The organism is Chitinophaga sp. G7 BAM 1005 (assembly GCF_057126945.1).
The window spans coordinates 4,043,625-4,061,260 of the sequence record NZ_CP181478.1; the positions used below are offsets into that span (position 1 = coordinate 4,043,625).

Annotated in this window: 18 protein-coding genes; 12 read left to right on the forward strand and 6 right to left on the reverse strand. The window is 46.4% G+C overall.

Annotated elements, in window-relative coordinates; all coding sequences use genetic code 11:
* Window positions 1–239 precede the first annotated feature (239 nt).
* Window positions 240–2,588: a TonB-dependent siderophore receptor gene (locus tag ACMXI2_RS15935; RefSeq protein ID WP_483777088.1), complete on the reverse strand. Its 2,349-nt coding sequence runs from the start codon at window positions 2,586–2,588 to the stop codon at window positions 240–242.
* 347 nt (window positions 2,589–2,935) lie between these two features.
* Between ACMXI2_RS15935 and ACMXI2_RS15940 the strand changes: the two genes are divergently transcribed.
* Together ACMXI2_RS15940 and ACMXI2_RS15945 are read left to right on the forward strand one after the other, a co-directional pair.
* On the forward strand, window positions 2,936–3,226 hold the full coding sequence (locus ACMXI2_RS15940; protein WP_483777089.1) for a class I SAM-dependent methyltransferase: 291 nt from the start codon (window positions 2,936–2,938) through the stop codon (window positions 3,224–3,226).
* Window positions 3,227–3,239: 13 nt separating this feature from the next.
* Window positions 3,240–3,638, forward strand: coding sequence for a hypothetical protein (locus ACMXI2_RS15945; RefSeq protein WP_483777090.1), 399 nt, complete (start codon window positions 3,240–3,242; stop codon window positions 3,636–3,638).
* 171 nt (window positions 3,639–3,809) lie between these two features.
* On the opposite strand, the gene ACMXI2_RS15950 is transcribed toward ACMXI2_RS15945, so the two are convergent.
* The gene (locus ACMXI2_RS15950; protein ID WP_483777091.1) at window positions 3,810–4,442 is read right to left on the reverse strand and encodes an ankyrin repeat domain-containing protein; all 633 of its coding nucleotides are present in this window, start codon (window positions 4,440–4,442) and stop codon (window positions 3,810–3,812) included.
* Window positions 4,443–4,474: 32 nt separating this feature from the next.
* Window positions 4,475–6,073 carry a hypothetical protein gene (locus tag ACMXI2_RS15955; RefSeq protein ID WP_483777092.1) on the reverse strand — a complete coding sequence of 533 codons (1,599 nt, stop codon included), beginning with the start codon at window positions 6,071–6,073 and terminating at the stop codon, window positions 4,475–4,477.
* Window positions 6,074–6,242: 169 nt separating this feature from the next.
* Here ACMXI2_RS15955 and ACMXI2_RS15960 point away from each other — a divergent pair, with 169 nt between their 5' ends.
* The 4 genes from ACMXI2_RS15960 (at window position 6,243) to ACMXI2_RS15975 (ending at window position 8,831) form a co-directional block, all read left to right on the forward strand.
* On the forward strand, window positions 6,243–6,383 hold the full coding sequence (locus ACMXI2_RS15960) for a hypothetical protein (RefSeq protein ID WP_483777093.1): 141 nt from the start codon (window positions 6,243–6,245) through the stop codon (window positions 6,381–6,383).
* Between the two features lie 96 nt (window positions 6,384–6,479).
* Window positions 6,480–7,502 (forward strand): SDR family NAD(P)-dependent oxidoreductase, encoded by a 1,023-nt coding sequence (locus ACMXI2_RS15965; protein ID WP_483777094.1) that lies wholly within the window; start codon window positions 6,480–6,482, stop codon window positions 7,500–7,502.
* 71 nt (window positions 7,503–7,573) lie between these two features.
* Window positions 7,574–8,383, forward strand: coding sequence for an AraC family transcriptional regulator (locus ACMXI2_RS15970; protein ID WP_483777095.1), 810 nt, complete (start codon window positions 7,574–7,576; stop codon window positions 8,381–8,383).
* Window positions 8,384–8,543: 160 nt separating this feature from the next.
* Window positions 8,544–8,831 (forward strand): hypothetical protein, encoded by a 288-nt coding sequence (locus ACMXI2_RS15975; RefSeq protein WP_079473123.1) that lies wholly within the window; start codon window positions 8,544–8,546, stop codon window positions 8,829–8,831.
* A 30-nt stretch (window positions 8,832–8,861) separates the two neighbouring features.
* Here ACMXI2_RS15975 and ACMXI2_RS15980 read toward each other — a convergent pair whose 3' ends face one another.
* Together ACMXI2_RS15980 and ACMXI2_RS15985 are read right to left on the reverse strand one after the other, a co-directional pair.
* Window positions 8,862–9,212, reverse strand: coding sequence for a VOC family protein (locus tag ACMXI2_RS15980; RefSeq protein WP_483777096.1), 351 nt, complete (start codon window positions 9,210–9,212; stop codon window positions 8,862–8,864).
* Window positions 9,213–9,348: 136 nt separating this feature from the next.
* A complete protein-coding gene (locus ACMXI2_RS15985) occupies window positions 9,349–10,170 on the reverse strand; it encodes an alpha/beta fold hydrolase (RefSeq protein ID WP_483777097.1) in 822 nt (273 codons plus the stop codon).
* Between the two features lie 222 nt (window positions 10,171–10,392).
* On the opposite strand from ACMXI2_RS15985, the gene ACMXI2_RS15990 reads away from it, so the two are divergent.
* From ACMXI2_RS15990 to katG, 3 genes are all read left to right on the forward strand, one after another.
* Window positions 10,393–10,845, forward strand: coding sequence for an SRPBCC family protein (locus ACMXI2_RS15990; protein WP_483777098.1), 453 nt, complete (start codon window positions 10,393–10,395; stop codon window positions 10,843–10,845).
* Window positions 10,826–11,149, forward strand: a complete 324-nt coding sequence (locus ACMXI2_RS15995) for an ArsR/SmtB family transcription factor (RefSeq protein WP_483777099.1) — start codon at window positions 10,826–10,828, stop codon at window positions 11,147–11,149. Before ACMXI2_RS15990 ends, ACMXI2_RS15995 begins: the two co-directional genes overlap by 20 nt.
* Window positions 11,150–11,489: 340 nt before the next feature.
* Entirely contained in the window at window positions 11,490–13,766 is a 2,277-nt protein-coding gene (katG, locus tag ACMXI2_RS16000) for a catalase/peroxidase HPI (protein WP_483777100.1), read from the forward strand.
* Between the two features lie 144 nt (window positions 13,767–13,910).
* On the opposite strand, the gene ACMXI2_RS16005 is transcribed toward katG, so the two are convergent.
* A complete protein-coding gene (locus ACMXI2_RS16005) occupies window positions 13,911–14,747 on the reverse strand; it encodes a hypothetical protein (protein WP_483777101.1) in 837 nt (278 codons plus the stop codon).
* Window positions 14,748–14,951: 204 nt separating this feature from the next.
* Here ACMXI2_RS16005 and ACMXI2_RS16010 point away from each other — a divergent pair, with 204 nt between their 5' ends.
* From ACMXI2_RS16010 to ACMXI2_RS16020, 3 genes are all read left to right on the forward strand, one after another.
* Entirely contained in the window at window positions 14,952–16,574 is a 1,623-nt protein-coding gene (locus ACMXI2_RS16010; protein WP_483777102.1) for an NADP-dependent glyceraldehyde-3-phosphate dehydrogenase, read from the forward strand.
* Window positions 16,575–16,689: 115 nt separating this feature from the next.
* Window positions 16,690–17,022 (forward strand): hypothetical protein, encoded by a 333-nt coding sequence (locus ACMXI2_RS16015; protein WP_483777103.1) that lies wholly within the window; start codon window positions 16,690–16,692, stop codon window positions 17,020–17,022.
* 112 nt (window positions 17,023–17,134) lie between these two features.
* Complete coding sequence (locus tag ACMXI2_RS16020; protein WP_483777104.1) at window positions 17,135–17,629, forward strand: hypothetical protein; 495 nt, start codon at window positions 17,135–17,137, stop codon at window positions 17,627–17,629.
* The last annotated feature ends 7 nt before the right edge of the window (window positions 17,630–17,636 follow it).

Here is a 17,636-nt window from a genome sequence, read left to right on the forward strand (position 1 = left end):
ATGTCTTATAATGTGGCTTTCCGGGGATGTTCCCCCGGCCGGCTTCACCTGATCAGACCTGAAAAAACTTTTAATCGCCGCAAAGGTACTAAAATACTGGTCGTTTCTGCTATATTGTCCCACCGCGTTGTCACTTCCTCCATACTTCCCGCGGGAAAAGCAGCGGTTTTATTTCACTGCGTTCCTGCAGTTGCTGCCCATACCAACTCAACGGCATAACCGGGGTAACATAGGATTTCTTAAAATTTAAAAGCAATACCAAGTATTAACCGCCGTGGCATCTGCGGGTTACCACTGGCATCCCAGTAGCGCTGATCCGACAGGTTATCTGCTTTCACAGAAAAACGGTACCGCTTTGTATTATAAAACACTACGGCGTTTAAAATCGTGTATCCCGGTACCGTGATGGTGTTAAGATCATTCCAGAAAGCATTGCTGCTGTAGTTGCCGCCAAATCCGGCGCCAAGCCCGTTTAAACGTCCTTTCACAAAGCTGTAGCTTACCCATAGGTTAGCAGCATGTGCGGGGGGGCCTGCCGGTCTTTTCCCTTCATATCCCTTATCAGTTTTCACGAAATGAATATCATTGTAAGCATATCCTGCTACTACATTTAAGCCTGGCAATATAGTGCCGGTAACTTCGGCTTCCACGCCCTGGCTTTTCTCGGTGCCATCCTGGATACTCGCTGCCGGGTTACCGGGGTCCTGACGTACTACATTCTCCACGTGGATGTTGTAGTAGTTAACGGTACTGCTGAGTCGTCCGTTCAACAGCTCCATTTTCACACCGCCTTCCACCTGCCGCGCATTTTCCGGTTTGAAACTGATACCAAAAATATCCTGGCCGTATACATTATTAAACCCGCTCTGGTAGTTGGCAAACAGGGAAACTTTGCTTTTTACAATTTCGTAGGTAGCGCCAAACTTTGGCGACAGCGACGTTTGATCATAGTTACCCGATATTTCACCGGTTTCCAGTACTTCCGTTCCTTTTTTATTATCGAAGTAGTTGAGCCGTAAACTGAGCAATACATTCAGCCGTTCCGTGAGGGAGATAACATCTGTTATATAGGCCGCATAGCTCACGGGTTTGCTGAGGGTAGTTACCGCCGCGGCTTCACCATCTGCCAGTACTTTGGCGGCATTGATGGGCGGCACAAAGGATTTGGTGTAATCCAGGCCGTCTACCAGTACCGTATTTCCCAGGGGCGAATAACGGGTGTCGCGATGCAGGTAATCCAAACCTACCAGCAGGCGGTTACGCAGCTTGCCTATTTTGAAATCGCCCGTCAGGTTAGGTTGTATAGCCAGTGACTTGGTGGCGTTGGAAAAAGCGCCGTAATAACGCCAGAGGCTATCTTTCTGAAATCTAAGGAAAACGTTACCGATCTCATAGCTGTAGTCGGAGTAATTTACATTCATATCCAGCTTCCAGTCGTCCGAAAAGCGGTGGGTGACCCTTGTATAGAAGCTCCGGATATTAAATGTGCCGCTCAGTTTATTGGAGCCATATGATTTAAAGTAATCGCGTTGTAACTGGTTGATATTTGTAACGCCCGGCACATCGATACCGCTCACCCGCACCGGTGAATTGGCCTTCATGTTAAGGAACTCTGTACTGAAGAGAACATCAGTACGGTCGTCCAGTTTATAGGAAAATGAAGGCGCAATGGTATAGGATTTTTTAAATCCGTAATCCTGGAAACCATTGTCCCAGCTGCCGGCGGCATTAACGCGGAAGAGCGCTGTTTTGTCGTCATTCAGGGGCGTATTTACATCTACTGTTAAGCGGCTGTAGCCATAGCTGCCGAGGTTGGCGTCTATCTCACCGGCTCTTCTGTCGAAAGGCTTTTTGGTAACGCGGTTGATCAATCCGCCATAGGAAACCCCGTTGGCGCCAAACAGCGTACCGGAAGGGCCTTTGATCACTTCTATTCTTTCCGTGTTCACCGGATCAGCATTCACTCCCTGGTCCACATACATTCCATCTCTGAAATTATCGCTGGCAACAAACCCGCGGAGGTATACCCAGCTGTTGTATCCAGGCCTTATCAGCGCCCCGCTTACGCCGGGAATAGCCCTGAGCGCGGATACATAATCCACGATGGCCTGTTCCTGCAATAAGGCCCTGGAGGCTACCGAATATACCTGTGGGTTTTCCAGGTTGCGCAACTGCATTTTGGCTACATACTCACTTTCCTTATTGGCTACACGGTACTGGTTCCCTACCACTACCACTTCTCCCAGTGAAGAAGCGGTTTCTTCCAGTTTTATAGCCGGAAGATCTGTAACCGTTGCATCGGTGATCACCACCGGCTGTTCCAGGCTTTTAGCGCCGATAAAGGAAACCATTAACGTATAACTGCCCGCAGGCGCCTTTATTTCAAAAAGCCCTTTTTCATTGGTAACCGTATAATACCGGGTCGACTTTAACCCTACGGTTACGCCGGGCGCGGGTTTACCGTCGGCCGACAGCACCTGGCCCTTTATGCCGGTAACACCATTTCTCGCAAGCCCAAACAATGGCAGCAGCAATAAAAGAAAGGCAGAAAGATAAAATAAGATATCAGGTTGGTAACGTTGTTTCATATTTAAAATTTAGTACTGCAAAGTGAATACATGCGCGGCTAAGGTGTTTATGTAATCCGGAATTTTAAGAAAAAACCATTTCCCTGGGCGGATGCCCGGAAAACCTTTACTGCACTACATTTCCATACCGGCAGCAAAAAATCATCCCTGCTCAAATCGGAAAAAACATCCGGCTCTTTCCCGTCAAAAGACCTTACTTTTGGCAAAACAGATCAACCGCCGGGCCACAGCGCACCTCAAAACACCTGATTGTCAGCAAAACACCTGGCACTTTCACTAACAATGGCACAAATGCTTCAACAGGAGTTAAGACTAAATATTATCATCTTTTAATTAAACCCCACATTATGGAACAAGTACTTGAACAAATCCGCGATCAGCAAAAGGACGCCTGGAATAAGTTCTCTCCCGGGTGGAAAAAATGGGATGAACTTACGATGGACTTTCTGCAGCCAATGGGCGATGAAATTATCCGGATGCTTCATCTTAAAGAAAACGATGTAGTGCTGGATATAGCCGCAGGTACCGGTGAGCCGGGACTAACCATTGCATCAAAGCTGAAGAACGGCAGGGTAGTAATTACCGACCTCGCTGAACACATGCTGGAAATAGCCCGTGAAAATGCTACGGGTACTTAAACCCGGTGGCAGAATGGCCACATCAGTATGGAATGTGCCGGAGAAAAACTTCTGGGTCACCGCTATTATGGGAACCATTAACCGGAATATGGAACTGCCGTCGCCACCTCCGGATGCGCCGGGAATGTTCCGTTGCGCGAATGATCAGCTGATCGCCGGCTTATTCGCAAAAGCAGGACTCAAAAACATCTCTCAAAAAGAAATTACCGGGAAACTGAACTGCAAAACAACAGATGTATACTGGAATATGATGACCGAGATAGGCGCTCCCATTGTGGCAGCGCTCAGCAAATGCGATGAGGCTATGAAAGAAAAAATAAAGAGAGAAGTGTATGAAGCCGTGAACCAGAAATATCCTTCCGGAGATGTGATGATTGAATCCAGCGCGCTGGTGATCTATGGGGAGAAATAACGATTGCCTTATTAAAAAGTTGTCTCATAAATAAATGAGGCGGCTTTTTAATTTTAGGAAGTAAAGGTAGCTTTATCCACTCAATAGCATTTAAAGCACCCATCAGAATCAGGGTATGTTATTTTCTCCAGTTAAGTGCGCTTGCGGGGACCGGGCAAAAATAAACCTGTGCTATCTTAACAGGTTGATTAACTCAGTATCCGTTTCATCAAGAAATTCCAATGGGGTAGTTCCGTCTATATTGGGAACCGTTTTATCGGCGCCGGCCTCCCTTAGCAACCGCACACATTCCACCTGGTGACGCCTGTTTTCCGCGCCTCCATGTTTGAGCCCATGAACAGCCCATAAAAGCGGGGTGCCTTTAAAGTCAACACAGCGTTTATGAATGTCTGCTTTTTCACGGATTAGTCTTTCCACCAGCTTATCTCTTCCCACCCAGGCAGCCCAATGTAAAGCGGTTCCTCCATGACATCCTGCGTGATCAATAGCGGCGCCGTTTTCTATGTACAAAATACCTGTCTCCTCCGCATGCAGACTGGCAGCTGCAATCAGTGGCGTATCCCGTCCATCGGTTAATTCATAGCCGTTAACGTTTGCCCCATGCGCTAAAAATATCCGGGCCATTTCTACTGCTTCCTCATCGGTATAGGTACCAGCAAATACGCCATCACAGATCCGGTGCAGCGGATGCGCTTTGGTAGTATTCTTTTCATCAAAAGGGATCCCTTCATTGGCCAGTGAAGGATTTTGAGAAAGCGCCTTTTTAATGCCTTCATAATCTTTATTGATGATCAGTTCTTTCATGATAGTTTAAAATAAAGTGAATATTAGTGTTCCTATCTGACCGCCTGCCGGTGCAGATAATCAAACATGTACTTATTCCAGGAAACAGGAAAATAAGGTTCCCCACCTTTCAGCCAGTGTTCAAATACCGGACCGAGTACGACTTCTTTTAAATGCGTACTTATTTTCCCCGACTCAGCAATCACTTTCGCTTTCTCCATCAATACCTCTCCTTTCGCGTTATCGCCTTTGTTGAAATAGTGGAGCGCAAATGCAAGGAGGATATGATATTTGGAGTCAAACAACACGTATTCCGGAACAATACCAATATCCCCTTCCCCATTTTCGAGGACGTATAAAAGTTGGTCAGGGTCCCTTGCGAAGAATTTGTCCGGAAATTCGCCTGTTAAAAAATCAAAATAGGTATCTCCCAAAACCTCCAGTGCTGCAGTAAGGTTGCCGATACTTTTCAAGAGCGCACTTTCCGGCTTCTTAATATCGTATTTCCAGCCACCCCACTGACTGTGGTGTTGCTTATTCTCCTCCATCCAATCATCCGGAAGAAAGGCAACAATATCGCGGTAAAAATGAAAATAACGGGGCGCCGTATCTGCTTCCCTGCGTTGCCATTTCAACAGCAGGCCATGTTGAAGGGCCTGTTTACAAAAAAGCGTTTTCTCTTTTATGTCCAGGTCCAGCATTATAAACCGCCGGTGCTGCATCGGGGTATCTTTGTACCAAAGCCACCGTTCCGGTTGTTGCTGCGGTATAAAGGTCCAGTTGTGCGGGGCCAGGAAAGCATTCATCTTCTCAAAGATCAACCGGAGTTTCTTTTCCGGGTTATCGGTTGTCTTACTTTCTTTCTCATATATGTTTGCAAGTGCCTGCACTGTTTTTTTCAGGTCGAGCAGGAAACGGATTTTACAAACCTCCTCCACATCCTGCGCAACATCTATCTCTGGCTTCAGGGCGGGCAGCGCCAGGTAATCGTCGCTATCACTGGTTTTACGCCTGCTTTCCCCTGCTTTATTCCTCTGCGCAATTGCCCGGATATTACCCAGCACTTCGTGCTGTAAAAAGCCGGTGAATGTTTGCGGGATGCCATCTTCCCCGGAAAAATCAGCACCCAGTATACCATTCACCAGCAAGGCGTACCATTGCACCAGCAGGGCCGGTTGCTGCTGCTTTTCTGCTTCTTCCAGCAGGAGGTTAATTAAATGTAAGATGGAAAACTTTTCCGGTGGCTGCTGATCATCTCCCAACAGCATCCCTTCACTGCAAAGTTGCTGCCACATGGCTTCGCCGGCATCAAAATAAAGCCAGGTTTGTCCATTTTCCTTTAGCGCATAAGCCAATGGCGTTTCGTTACCGTCATTGCTTTTCACCCACCCCTCCATTTCCCCGCTGGCATCCGGAGCGAAGTTCATGGATACCGCCAGATCAGGATATTGTTCCAGCTGTATTTTGTAAACAAACCGGTACTTCAGCAAAATATCAATGACCCTGAAGTGGGTGTAACTGGTATCGAAATACCAGGATTGCAGGGCAAATAAATTACCCAGGAGCCCGCGTTTCTGATGAGCAGGTAAATCAGCCGCATCTATCAGGTGAACAGTTTCCTCTACCAGGTCCTCAATCTGGTGCATGCTCATATTACATTCTTTTTATCAGGTTACTCCGGTGTCCGGCGGGTAATACGGGTTAAAAATCAGGAAAGCAAATGCCTGCTTCTTCGTGCTAACAACCGGCTAATGTTAGGGCTATCAATAATATTTTCATACTGCAATATAGGAAAAGATTGATTTGAACTAATCAACCAGGATGGCAGGGATAAAGCTGGAGAAAGAACTGACTTCTTTCTATACCAATACACCGGAACAACAATTGCTAAGTAACCAACCCCTAAGTAATAGGGGTCCATCCGTTTGGATGGCCCTCAGCTTCCTGGTGCACTCCCGGTAAGATCCGGAAATGACGTTTTAAACAAAGTACTTTGACGTTTTAAACAAAATGGTTTCATCACGCGGTCACTAGCTTTGTCTCATAAAATTTAAAACTATGAATTTAAAAGACAATTATAGTGGTGCACTTCAACAGCCCGTCCACTCAGGATTTGACGCTACCTCAACGGTACATGATGTTATAAAAGGTATCGATCTTACCGGTAAAACAGCTATCGTTACCGGCGGCTATGCTGGTATAGGGCTTGAAACTGTAAGAACGTTTGTTGCCGCCGGCGCAAAAGTAACTGTGCCCGCCCGCGATATCCATAAAGCAGGCAATAATTTAAAAGGTATAAATAATGTAACCATCGAAGCAATGGATCTTATGGACCCCGCATCTATCGATGCTTTTGCGGAAAAATTCCTCACCACTAATGATACCCTTGATATACTGGTTAATAACGCCGGCATTATGTGGGTGCCTTTGCAGCGCGATAAACGGGGCTACGAATCACAACTTTCCACCAATCACTTAGGTCATTTTCAGTTAACGGCAAAACTCTGGCCTGCCTTGAAAAAGGCCCCTGGCGCGCGTGTGGTGAATGTATCCTCATACGGTCACCAGATGGCGCCTTTCAATTTCGAGGATCCCAATTTTACAAACCGGGCATATGAAACACTGCAGGGCTATGGGCAGTCCAAAACTGCCAATAATCTTTTTACTGTAGAACTGGACCTTCGCGGCAAAGCTTTTGGCGTACGCGCTTTTTCTGTACATCCCGGATCAGTAAATGGTACCGACCTGGGTCGTGTTGCCCCAATGGCTTTGTTTCAGCAAATGGGCACACATGATGAAGCCGGGAATATACGACCGGAAGTTGCTGCCAAACTCAAAAGTATTGAACAGGGCGCCGCTACAACGGTATGGTCCGCCACTACCCCCCTATTAAATGGTATGGGTGGCGTATACTGCGAGGATGCGGACGTAGCCGAGCTGGATGAAGGGAATATTGCACACAACTATAATGAGCCTTCCTCGCTGAGAGGCGTAAAACCTTACTCAGTTGATGCTGAAAATGCCAGGAAACTGTGGGCACTAACGGAGAAACTGACAGGCGTAGCGTTCCCTGTCAGCTGATTAAAATCTTCTATCACAAGCCGAATTCATATATTCGGCTTATTTTTTTCCGTAAATCTATCGTTTGAAAAATGGAATTTGAAACGAAATATATTACGCCGGATATTAAGCTGTCGGAGTTTAAAGGCAAAGGGTTCAAAACAGAAGTGATATTTGAACACCATATCCTGGTTTGGTTTATCTCAGGTGAAACAAAAATTATACAGGCCGATGCGGCCTACACTTTCCATTCCGGTGATATTTTTCTCATTCCCCGTAATCAGCTCACCACTGTTATCAATTACCCGAAAGACGGAGCGCCGCACAAAGCAGTAGCGATGCATTTAACCAGGGAACGGCTGAAGGACTTTTATGCCAGGCATAAAGCAGTGGGCAGAATAATGTCTCATCCAAAAGTATATCGTTTCTCCAAACACCCGCTGCTGGAAAGTTGTCTTGCTTCACTGATCCCCTATTTTGATCTTGGTGAAAACCTGCCTCCCGATATCGCCGCTATTAAAATTGAGGAGGCCATTAGTATCCTGAGGTCCATCGACAAAAGCGTGGATGGCTTGCTGGCCGACTTTGAAGAGCCGGGGAAAATAAATCTCTCCGACTTTATGGAGCGGCACTTTATGTTTAACATGACGATGGACCGCTTTGGCTACCTTACAGGCCGCAGTCTGGCCACTTTCAGAAGGGATTTTAAAAAAACCTATCATACCACACCACAAAAATGGCTGACAGAGAAAAGGCTGCAACTGGCGCATTACGAGATGTCGGAGAAAAAGCGAAAACCTATTGATGTTTATTTTGAAGTAGGCTTTGAAAACCTCTCGCATTTTTCAAGTGCGTTTAAAAATTATTTCGGGTATCCGCCCAATTCCTTATTCAATAAATAGAACACTTCATTGACCTTTTGCTTTTCAGATTGTCCGTTTCCGGACATGCACTGCCCGCCCATGAACAATTACAGAAAACAGTTATACATAAGTGATATATGTTGTTTGCTGCCCGGATATGGCAACCTTCTTGTGGAAGCGCTTGTATAATACCAACACCATGAGCCACATTGTCATTCCTATTCCACCACTCCCGGGTAAGCAGGAGATCGAAGTTGAAGTAACCATTAACAACCAGAAGCAACAACTGCATTACCGGGTGGAGTTGTTTTACTGGGACGATTGTTCCAACCCGATGGGGCACCGGGCAGATTGTATCAGTGAAATGCTGTCGCACCACGATCCGGAGTGGACTGTGTATTATATCGGCGCGCCTACAGACAAGTTTGTGCCGATTACTTTTGTGAGTAAGGAGAGCAGGAAATTATTGCAGCGGGTGAATGTGTAAGAAAGCCAGAGCAATCGTTCCAAAACCGGATTATTCAACAAAATGCCAGCATACTCCTGCTATGTCAATAATATTCACTTCTTTTCCATAAGGCTGCTGTGTTACTTCCCCGATCCGTATCCCAAAGCGGTCCGGTAATTTTTTATCCAGCACCTCGCGTCTGAATTCACTTGCGTTTTCAACCTGTACCGTGATCATAAAGTTCTGTGCAAAATCGGGAACATCATAATGCTGCAGAATAAACCGGCATCCGTCTTTTTCAAAACCAGCATAACCAGGAGCTTCAAAACTGATGTTGAAACCTAATGCTGAAAATAATTGTTTCGATCTTTCAAAATCACCTCCCGAAGGAACAAATGGTTGCAGGGAAAGAAATTTCATATGTTGCTTTTTATAGTGTGGCAGAATGAAGCCTGGTGATATCATTACTTCAGCAAAGCAGCAAGCACAAAGCGTGATACATTCTTTCGGATTGTATCACGCTTTGTGCTGCTATTTGAATTGGCATACAGGTGTATTACGACTTGATAAATGCCAGGAGATCCTTATTAATCGTGGCAGCTTCTGTAGTGGGCATACCATGAGGGAATCCCGGATAGGAAATGAGTTTTCCATTCTTTAACAGGCCTACCGTCTTTGCCCCGGAAATGGGGAACGGAACGATCTGGTCATCTTCGCCATGCAGTACCAGCACGGGAATATCCACACTTTTAAGATCTTCAGTAAAATCTGTTTCAGAGAACGCCTTAATGCAGTCGTAATGTGCTTTGATGGCTCCCATCATGCCCTGGCGCCACCAATTATCTCTCACACCCTGCGATATCTTTGCTCCTTCCCGGTTGTACCCATAAAATGGCAGCGTAAAATCCTGGAAGTACTGGACGCGTTGTGTGGCGGTATTTTTTCTTATGTCATCAAATACGGATAATGGCACGCCATCGGGGTTGTTGGCTGTTTGCACCATCAGCGGAGTTACTGCGCTGATGAGTACTGCTTTTGCCACACGGCCTTTACCATGTTTTGCAACATAACGGATTACTTCCCCGCCGCCCGTAGAATGGCCAACGTGGATGGCGTCTTTTAAATCAAGCGCTTTTGTAAGCTCCGCTACATCGGCTGCATAAGTATCCATGTCATGGCCATTGGCGGTTTGACTGGATCTTCCGTGACCTCTCCTGTCATGGGCAATAACCCGGTAGCCCTGCTCCAGGAAAAACATCATTTGTCCGTCCCAGTCATCACCGGACAAAGGCCAGCCATGATGAAAAACAATGGGTTGGCCTGTTCCCCAGTCCTTGTAATAAATTTCAGTACCATCTTTTACTGTGATCTTACTCATTTTGTTTGGCTTTATTTACTTGGTGATAAATTTTTCAGATGTTATCAATTTAGGTCTGTTTAACGGTAATTCTTACCTGCTAACAAAGATTTAATAAATGTTGTTCGTCTGACAACCCAAAAAATATCATCCCGTTTCTTTGCCATTTATACTTATTTCTAAAAAACATTTGCGTAACTCAAAAGTTACACATATATTTATGTAACCTTAAAGTTACTTATTATGATAAAGACAATTAAACACCGGTTCTTCTTCCCGCATCCGGCTGAAACGGTTTGGAACTATCTTACCCAACCTGAACTGATGGAACAATGGCTCATGAAAAATGATTTTCAGCCCATCGTTGGACTCGACTTTCAGTTCAGAACAAACCCGGTACCCAGCGTCAATTTCGACGGGATCTTCTACTGTAAGGTATTAGAGGTTGTTCCTTTTAAAAGGCTCTCCTATTCCTGGAAGTGCGGCCCCGGCGATGGCAGGATTACACTGGATTCTGTAGTAGTATGGAAACTGGAGCCAACCGACAAAGGCACGGAGCTTTTCCTGGAGCACAGCGGTTTCACGAAAGAAGAAAACCTGAATATGCTCAACGCACTGACTGATGGCTGGCTTAAGAATATACACAAAATTGCGGAACGTATAAACAAGGCACAACATGACAACACCAACACCTGATGTATTCCAGGTAATCGGAGATCCGAGCAGGCGGAAGATGCTGATGCTGCTCTCAGAAGATAGTTTGACTATCAACAGCCTGGCAGATAATTTTGATATGAGCCGTCCCGCCGTTTCAAAGCACATTAAAATATTGCACAACGCGGGCTTTATCTCCATCCAGGATATTGGCCGGGAGCGATATTGCACGCTGAAACAGGACGGGTTTAAGGAATTGCAGCACTGGATCTCCTACTTCGATAAATTCTGGACAACGAAACTGAAAAAATTAGAGACTTTATTAAATAATAAATTATCCAGCTAAAAAAATGTAATTTTTAGCGGACACAGGCATCCTGAATGTATAGATAGTGCATGGAGAGTGCATTGATAGTGCATTGATAGTCCATGAGGAGTCCATGAGGACTGTATAGATAGTGCATGGATAGTCCATGAGATACCCATGTCCGAAGCACCGGAGAAGTACCCCGGAAGTAACAGGTAGCCTCCCCCCGTTCATAAGCCCCCATGTACAAATAGATTTTAACTATTGAAATATAGAAATTAATTGATTGTGATTATTCTTTCTATATCATAACTTTATCATTATGCACAACTAAAAGGTGCAGGTAAGTGTTCTTTCAATACCATAAAAACTTCTAAAAATGGGAACAGAATCAAACGACATCAGTAAATGTCCGTTTCATAATGGCAGCATGAAGCACAATGTTGGCGGTGGTGGCACCAGGAACCGGGACTGGTGGCCCAACCAGTTAAAGCTGAATATCCTGCGCCAGCATTCCTCCAAATCAAACCCGTTGGGTGAAGATTTTAACTATGCCGAGGCCTTTAAAAGCCTCGACCTGGAAGCAGTGAAGAAAGACCTTCATGCACTTATGACCGACTCGCAGGATTGGTGGCCGGCAGACTTCGGGCATTATGGTCCCCTGTTCATCCGCATGGCATGGCACAGTGCAGGCACCTATCGTGTGGGAGATGGCCGTGGTGGCGCTGGCTCAGGCCAGCAACGTTTCGCGCCGCTTAACAGCTGGCCCGATAACGTGAGCCTCGATAAAGCCCGCAGGCTGCTTTGGCCCATCAAACAAAAATACGGCAACAAAATTTCATGGGCAGATTTGCTGATCCTCACCGGCAATATAGCACTGGAATCAATGGGCTTCAAAACATTTGGTTTCGCCGGCGGACGTAAAGATGTATGGGAACCGGATGAAGATGTATACTGGGGCTCCGAAACCACCTGGCTCGGCGGCGACATTCGCTATGCACATGGCTCCCCCGGCGTGGAAGAGCATCATGGCGTGGTGGTATCAGACGACAAGGCAGATGGCGATATTCACACCCGCAACCTGGACAAGCCACTGGCCGCCGTACAGATGGGACTGATCTACGTAAACCCGGAAGGCCCCGATGGCAACCCCGACCCCATTGCAGCTGCTAAAGACATCCGTGATACTTTTGGCCGCATGGCTATGAACGACGAAGAAACAGTTGCCCTCATAGCAGGCGGCCACAGCTTTGGTAAAACCCACGGCGCTGCACCTGCTACCCACGTAGGCAAAGAGCCGGAAGCTGCCGACCTCGAAATGCAGGGCCTCGGCTGGAAAAACAGTTATGGCTCCGGTAAAGGCGCAGATACCATTACAAGCGGACTTGAAGTTATATGGACGAAAACGCCCACCCAATGGAGCAATAATTTCTTCGAAAACCTGTTTGGGTTTGAATGGCAGCTTTCTAAAAGCCCTGCCGGTGCGCACCAATGGGTAGCTAAAGATGCAGACAGTATTATTCCTGACGCATACGATAGTGCCAAAAAGCATTTACCCACCATGCTTACCACCGATCTCTCTTTAAGATTTGATCCGGTTTATGAAAAAATATCCAGGCGCTTCCTGGAAAATCCCGATGAATTTGCAGATGCTTTTGCCCGTGCATGGTTTAAATTAACGCACCGCGATATGGGCCCCCGCGCCCGTTACCTGGGCCCCGATGTGCCACAGGAAGAACTCCTTTGGCAGGATCCTATCCCTGCGGTTGACCATGCATTGATAGATGAAAAAGATATTGCAGCCCTGAAGGCAAAAGTACTGGCATCAGGATTGAGCGTATCAGAACTGGTTTCCACAGCATGGGCGTCTGCTTCCACCTTCCGTGGCTCCGACAAACGCGGTGGCGCCAATGGCGCCCGCATTCGCCTGGCTCCCCAGAAATACTGGAAAGTAAACAATCCAACGCAGTTACAAAAAGTACTGGATACACTGGAAAGCCTTCAGAAAGAATTTAATAGCGCCCAGTCCGGCGGTAAAAAAGTTTCACTGGCAGACCTCATCGTACTGGCCGGCGCCGCTGCTGTTGAAAAAGCAGCGAAAGATGCAGGACATGCGATCACTGTTCCTTTCACCCCCGGCCGTATGGATGCTTCCCAGGAACAAACCGATGTTGAATCAGTAGGCTTCCTGGAACCTGTTGCCGACGGATTCCGCAACTACCGCAAATCAAAATTCCCCGTACCTACAGAAGAATTGCTGATAGATAAAGCTCAACTGCTTACCCTTACTGTGCCGGAGTTAACCGTATTACTGGGTGGTATGCGCGTGTTGAACACTAATTTTGATGGCTCCAAACATGGCGTCTTCACGGCACGTCCGGGCCAGCTTACCAACGACTTCTTTGTAAACCTGCTCGACATGGGCATTGCATGGAAAGCAGTTTCTGAAGACAAAGAATTGTATGAAGGCAGCAACCGCGCTACCGGCGAAGTAAAATGGACCGGTACCCGTGCAGATCTCGTGTTGGGCGCCAACGCAGAACTGAGAGCTAATGCAGAAGTATACGGAAGTGCAGATGGCCAGGAAAAATTTGTGAAAGACTTTGTAGCAGCCTGGAATAAAGTGATGAACCTGGACAGGTTTGATCTTGCTTAATTAATCAGAAAAATAACAGGAGCCTCCGTCACCGGGGGCTCCTTTTTTTTGCAAACAGGACGGTATGTATCCTAAAGATACTGCTGCAGCCATTCCTTTGCATAGCGTGCTTTTTGAGTAGGAATATAGAATACCTGTCAGCCGTTAAAATAAACTGCCCTGAACCACAGCCGGCGGCATGGTAGGATGAAACAACCCAATAATGGTAAACGGCTGCCTGGAACCCGCATGTGCATTTTGTGTAGTACCCAGGAAGAAATACAAATCGGTATTCCTGGCATATTCCTGCAGGTACTTCTTCCTTACCTCGTGAATGGCTTTTTGTTCCTTATCAGTACCCCGCTGCTTTTTCAGGCTTTTCCAATACAGCGATGCCAGCTCCCAGTCTTCCACCGGCAGGGTGATTTCTTCATTTCTGTTGTCCGTAAAACGAAAGGAAAATCTGTAGGGCAGCTTTTCCATCACGGTAAATGGATCTTCCGGCTGCTCAGATACCTGGCCACGATACATCTCTTCCTGTAGTATCTTCAACCGGTCGCTGTTCCATTCCCGCTCCGTTTCTTCTACCACAAAATCCAGTATCCGCGCAGGTTTAAATACAACCAGTGAGGTATAAAATGCTTCATGTTTCGCTTCCATGATCACCGTGGACAAGTCGCGGTATACATTCTTCAGCACAATGGCTTTCCGTTCCTGCCAGTGATCTTCCATACCCAGATGCCCTGTCTTTTTTACCGGTGCATCCACCGTTACCGGTCTGAAACTTTCCAGCCGGAAATCCCTGGTGTTCCGCACAAGATCCACCTCCACCCAGTCGTAGAGCTGATATTGTTCTTCATAGGTTTTCTTTGAAAAAGGGATGGGGTATATCCTGATAAAAACGCCATCTTCCCTGAAACCGGCGATGCTAACCTGTTCATCATAATGGGAAGATATGGTAGGGTAACTTTTAACAGTGATCAAAACTTTCGTCAAGGGCATGCGCAAGATGTATTAATTTTCTCCTCTAAAATATCCCGCAATATTAGGTGAATCATTGAAAATAAAAAAGTTAGCGCGGGTACAGCCAATATTTTTCATCTCCCCAAAATCTATCCTATAGATTTTCCACACACCCCGATCGAAACATTCTATGCTTATTATCCGGTCAGTTTTGTGTAATTTGTACGCATAAAATTTTAACACATGAGTTTTCAAGATGAGCTGAAGAAACTTTTTGTTGAAGAAAATGAAATACCCGAGGAATTCCGTATTTCTGAAATTCATCAGAGAGAGTACCTGGTAAACGGGGAAATGAAACAATGGGATGGGCCGGTGAGTGAAGTGTACTCCCCTATCAACATTCCTACTGCGGATGGCCTGAAACGCAAGCTGATAGGCACTTACCCCTTAACCACCGAAAAAGAGGCGTTTGAAGCGCTGAATGCCGCCCTCTCGGCGTATGATAACGGTCGTGGTGAATGGCCTACGATGCGACTGGATGAGCGCATCAACTGTTTGTCTGTATTTGCCCGCAAAATGACGGAGCAACGCACCCTGATCGTAAAACTGATCATGTGGGAAATCGGGAAATCATTTGCTGACTCCATCAAGGAGTTTGACCGCACCATAGAATACATTAACGCCACCATAGATGCGCTCAAGGAAATAGACCGCAGCTCTTCCCGCTTCGAAATTAAAGAAGGTACCATCGCACAGATCCGCCGTTCCCCATTAGGAGTGGTACTCTGCATGGGCCCATTCAACTACCCGCTGAATGAAACCTTTACCACGCTGATCCCGGCGTTGCTCATGGGCAACACCATCCTTTTCAAACCGCCAAAGCACGGCACGTTAGTGCATTACCCGTTGTTACGCGCATTCATGGAGTCTTTCCCGAAAGGAGTGGTAAATACCATATATGGCCGCGGCGCTTCCGTGATACCAGGTATCATGGCTACCGGTAAAATCAATGTACTGGCCTTTATCGGTTCCAGTAAAGTGGCCAACGATCTGCGTAAGCACCATCCTAAGCTGAACCGGCTGCGCGCCGTGCTGAGCCTGGATGCCAAAAATGCCGCTATCATTACACAGCATGCGGATATACAGGTGGCCGTGAATGAATGTATCCTCGGCGCATTATCGTATAACGGTCAACGTTGTACCGCCATCAAAATATTATTTGTACATCGTTCTATTGCAGACGAATTCAATGCCCGCCTCGGTGAATCCATCAGCAAAATGAAATTCGGTATGCCCTGGGAGAAAGGCGTACAACTTACACCAGTAGCGGAACCCGGCAAACCTGCTTATATCCGTGAAGTACTGGATGACGCCATCGCCCACGGCGCGGCTGTTGTTAATGAAAATGGTGGCGCTACCAACGAATCCTTTGTATTCCCGGCTGTGGTATACCCGGTGAATGATAAAATGACACTGTACCGCGAGGAACAATTCGGACCGGTAATTCCTGTAGTGCCTTATGATTATATAGAAGAAACGATCGACTATCTAATCGAATCGCCACACGGCCAGCAGGTAAGCATCTTCAGCAATAACCATGAAGAAGTGGCTACACTGATCGACCCGTTGGTAAACCAGGTAAGCAGGGTGAATATCAACAGCCAGTGCCAGCGCGGACCGGATGTATTCCCCTTCACAGGCCGGAAAGACAGTGCAGAAGGCACCCTTTCTGTGCATGATGCCCTGCGTTCCTTCTCTATCCGCTCACTGGTAGCAACAAAGATGAACGATACCAATAAAAAACTGCTGGAAGATATTGTGAATGAACACAGCTCCGACTTCCTCAGCACCAATTTCATTTTCTAGACATCCGCATTTTTGCGCACATAAAAAATACCTGGAAATCGGGAGAAAAAAAACACCGGATAAGGGTATATGTTTTCGGGGATACATTCGATCATTATTCTTCGGCATTTCCGCTTTGATCTTTGCATGCGCCTGCAATAATGAAGGAAAGCAACAGGCCGCCACTGCTGATTCTACGCCGAAGACGGATGTTGTTACTACCACTGAAGAAAAGCCGGTAAAAGGAACAACCGCTTTTAACATTAATGACGTTCCGGTATCAGAGAAAGAACTGGGCGCTTTCCCCTTTTTTACTTTACCGGAAGGATTAACGACAATGAACAAACCTGTTGAACGCAAGTTTGACCGCCTGAGTTCCGAAGGATTTGGTTCCCTGCAGCCAATTGCAGACAATAGCTCAGAGGAAGGCAAAGCGAAGAATAGACGGGTGGAGCTTGTAAAGAAGTAATCCGCTGCACCCGCTTACATCGAATACCGGGGTTAATTTTTCACACCAGGTTATTCCATTTATACCCAAAATCCCATAAGTCCCGGCATGAGCAAATCAATGATTTTTTACAATGATGGAGAATCCTGCAAACCGACATTTGTATCAAAATATAAAACAAATGAAATCAGGTTTATTGGCGATTATTATTTGCTTCGCATTCATGAGTAGTAAAACTTATGCACAGGCAAATATTACTGCGTCACCATCAAAAAATAATGCAATGAAACAATACAGTTTATTAGTAAGGGTTCCCGAAACTTATGGTTCAGAACAGGCAAAAGTAGCAGGCCCAAAATGGGAGCAGTTGCTCGCACAATGGAAAGCCGACAGCGTGTATGTTTTGAGTTTCGCTTTTCCGGGAGAGAGCTACACGGTGTCAGGAAACGGAAAATCGGTAAAAAAAGAAACCGTTCTTTCCGGTAACCTTAAAGTTGTAAGTAATATCGTTCTTCAGGCGAAAACGATGGAGGAGGCGTTAGAGCTGGCAAAATCCTGCCCTATTCTCTTATATGACGGCACGGTGGAAGTACGGGAAATTCCTAAACCAGTTAAGGCTATACAATAGGTTGCAA

Bases quoted from the DNA above. Each gene is read 5' to 3' on its own strand.
- ACMXI2_RS15935 (WP_483777088.1), bottom strand. From the start codon at position 2,588: ATGAAACAACGTTACCAACCTGATATCTTATTTTATCTTTCTGCCTTT.
- ACMXI2_RS15940 (WP_483777089.1), top strand. From the start codon at position 2,936: ATGGAACAAGTACTTGAACAAATCCGCGATCAGCAAAAGGACGCCTGG.
- ACMXI2_RS15945 (WP_483777090.1), top strand. From the start codon at position 3,240: ATGGCCACATCAGTATGGAATGTGCCGGAGAAAAACTTCTGGGTCACC.
- ACMXI2_RS15950 (WP_483777091.1), bottom strand. From the start codon at position 4,442: ATGAAAGAACTGATCATCAATAAAGATTATGAAGGCATTAAAAAGGCG.
- ACMXI2_RS15955 (WP_483777092.1), bottom strand. From the start codon at position 6,073: ATGAGCATGCACCAGATTGAGGACCTGGTAGAGGAAACTGTTCACCTG.
- ACMXI2_RS15960 (WP_483777093.1), top strand. From the start codon at position 6,243: ATGGCAGGGATAAAGCTGGAGAAAGAACTGACTTCTTTCTATACCAAT.
- ACMXI2_RS15965 (WP_483777094.1), top strand. From the start codon at position 6,480: ATGAATTTAAAAGACAATTATAGTGGTGCACTTCAACAGCCCGTCCAC.
- ACMXI2_RS15970 (WP_483777095.1), top strand. From the start codon at position 7,574: ATGGAATTTGAAACGAAATATATTACGCCGGATATTAAGCTGTCGGAG.
- ACMXI2_RS15975 (WP_079473123.1), top strand. From the start codon at position 8,544: ATGAGCCACATTGTCATTCCTATTCCACCACTCCCGGGTAAGCAGGAG.
- ACMXI2_RS15980 (WP_483777096.1), bottom strand. From the start codon at position 9,212: ATGAAATTTCTTTCCCTGCAACCATTTGTTCCTTCGGGAGGTGATTTT.
- ACMXI2_RS15985 (WP_483777097.1), bottom strand. From the start codon at position 10,170: ATGAGTAAGATCACAGTAAAAGATGGTACTGAAATTTATTACAAGGAC.
- ACMXI2_RS15990 (WP_483777098.1), top strand. From the start codon at position 10,393: ATGATAAAGACAATTAAACACCGGTTCTTCTTCCCGCATCCGGCTGAA.
- ACMXI2_RS15995 (WP_483777099.1), top strand. From the start codon at position 10,826: ATGACAACACCAACACCTGATGTATTCCAGGTAATCGGAGATCCGAGC.
- katG (WP_483777100.1), top strand. From the start codon at position 11,490: ATGGGAACAGAATCAAACGACATCAGTAAATGTCCGTTTCATAATGGC.
- ACMXI2_RS16005 (WP_483777101.1), bottom strand. From the start codon at position 14,747: ATGCCCTTGACGAAAGTTTTGATCACTGTTAAAAGTTACCCTACCATA.
- ACMXI2_RS16010 (WP_483777102.1), top strand. From the start codon at position 14,952: ATGAGTTTTCAAGATGAGCTGAAGAAACTTTTTGTTGAAGAAAATGAA.
- ACMXI2_RS16020 (WP_483777104.1), top strand. From the start codon at position 17,135: ATGATGGAGAATCCTGCAAACCGACATTTGTATCAAAATATAAAACAA.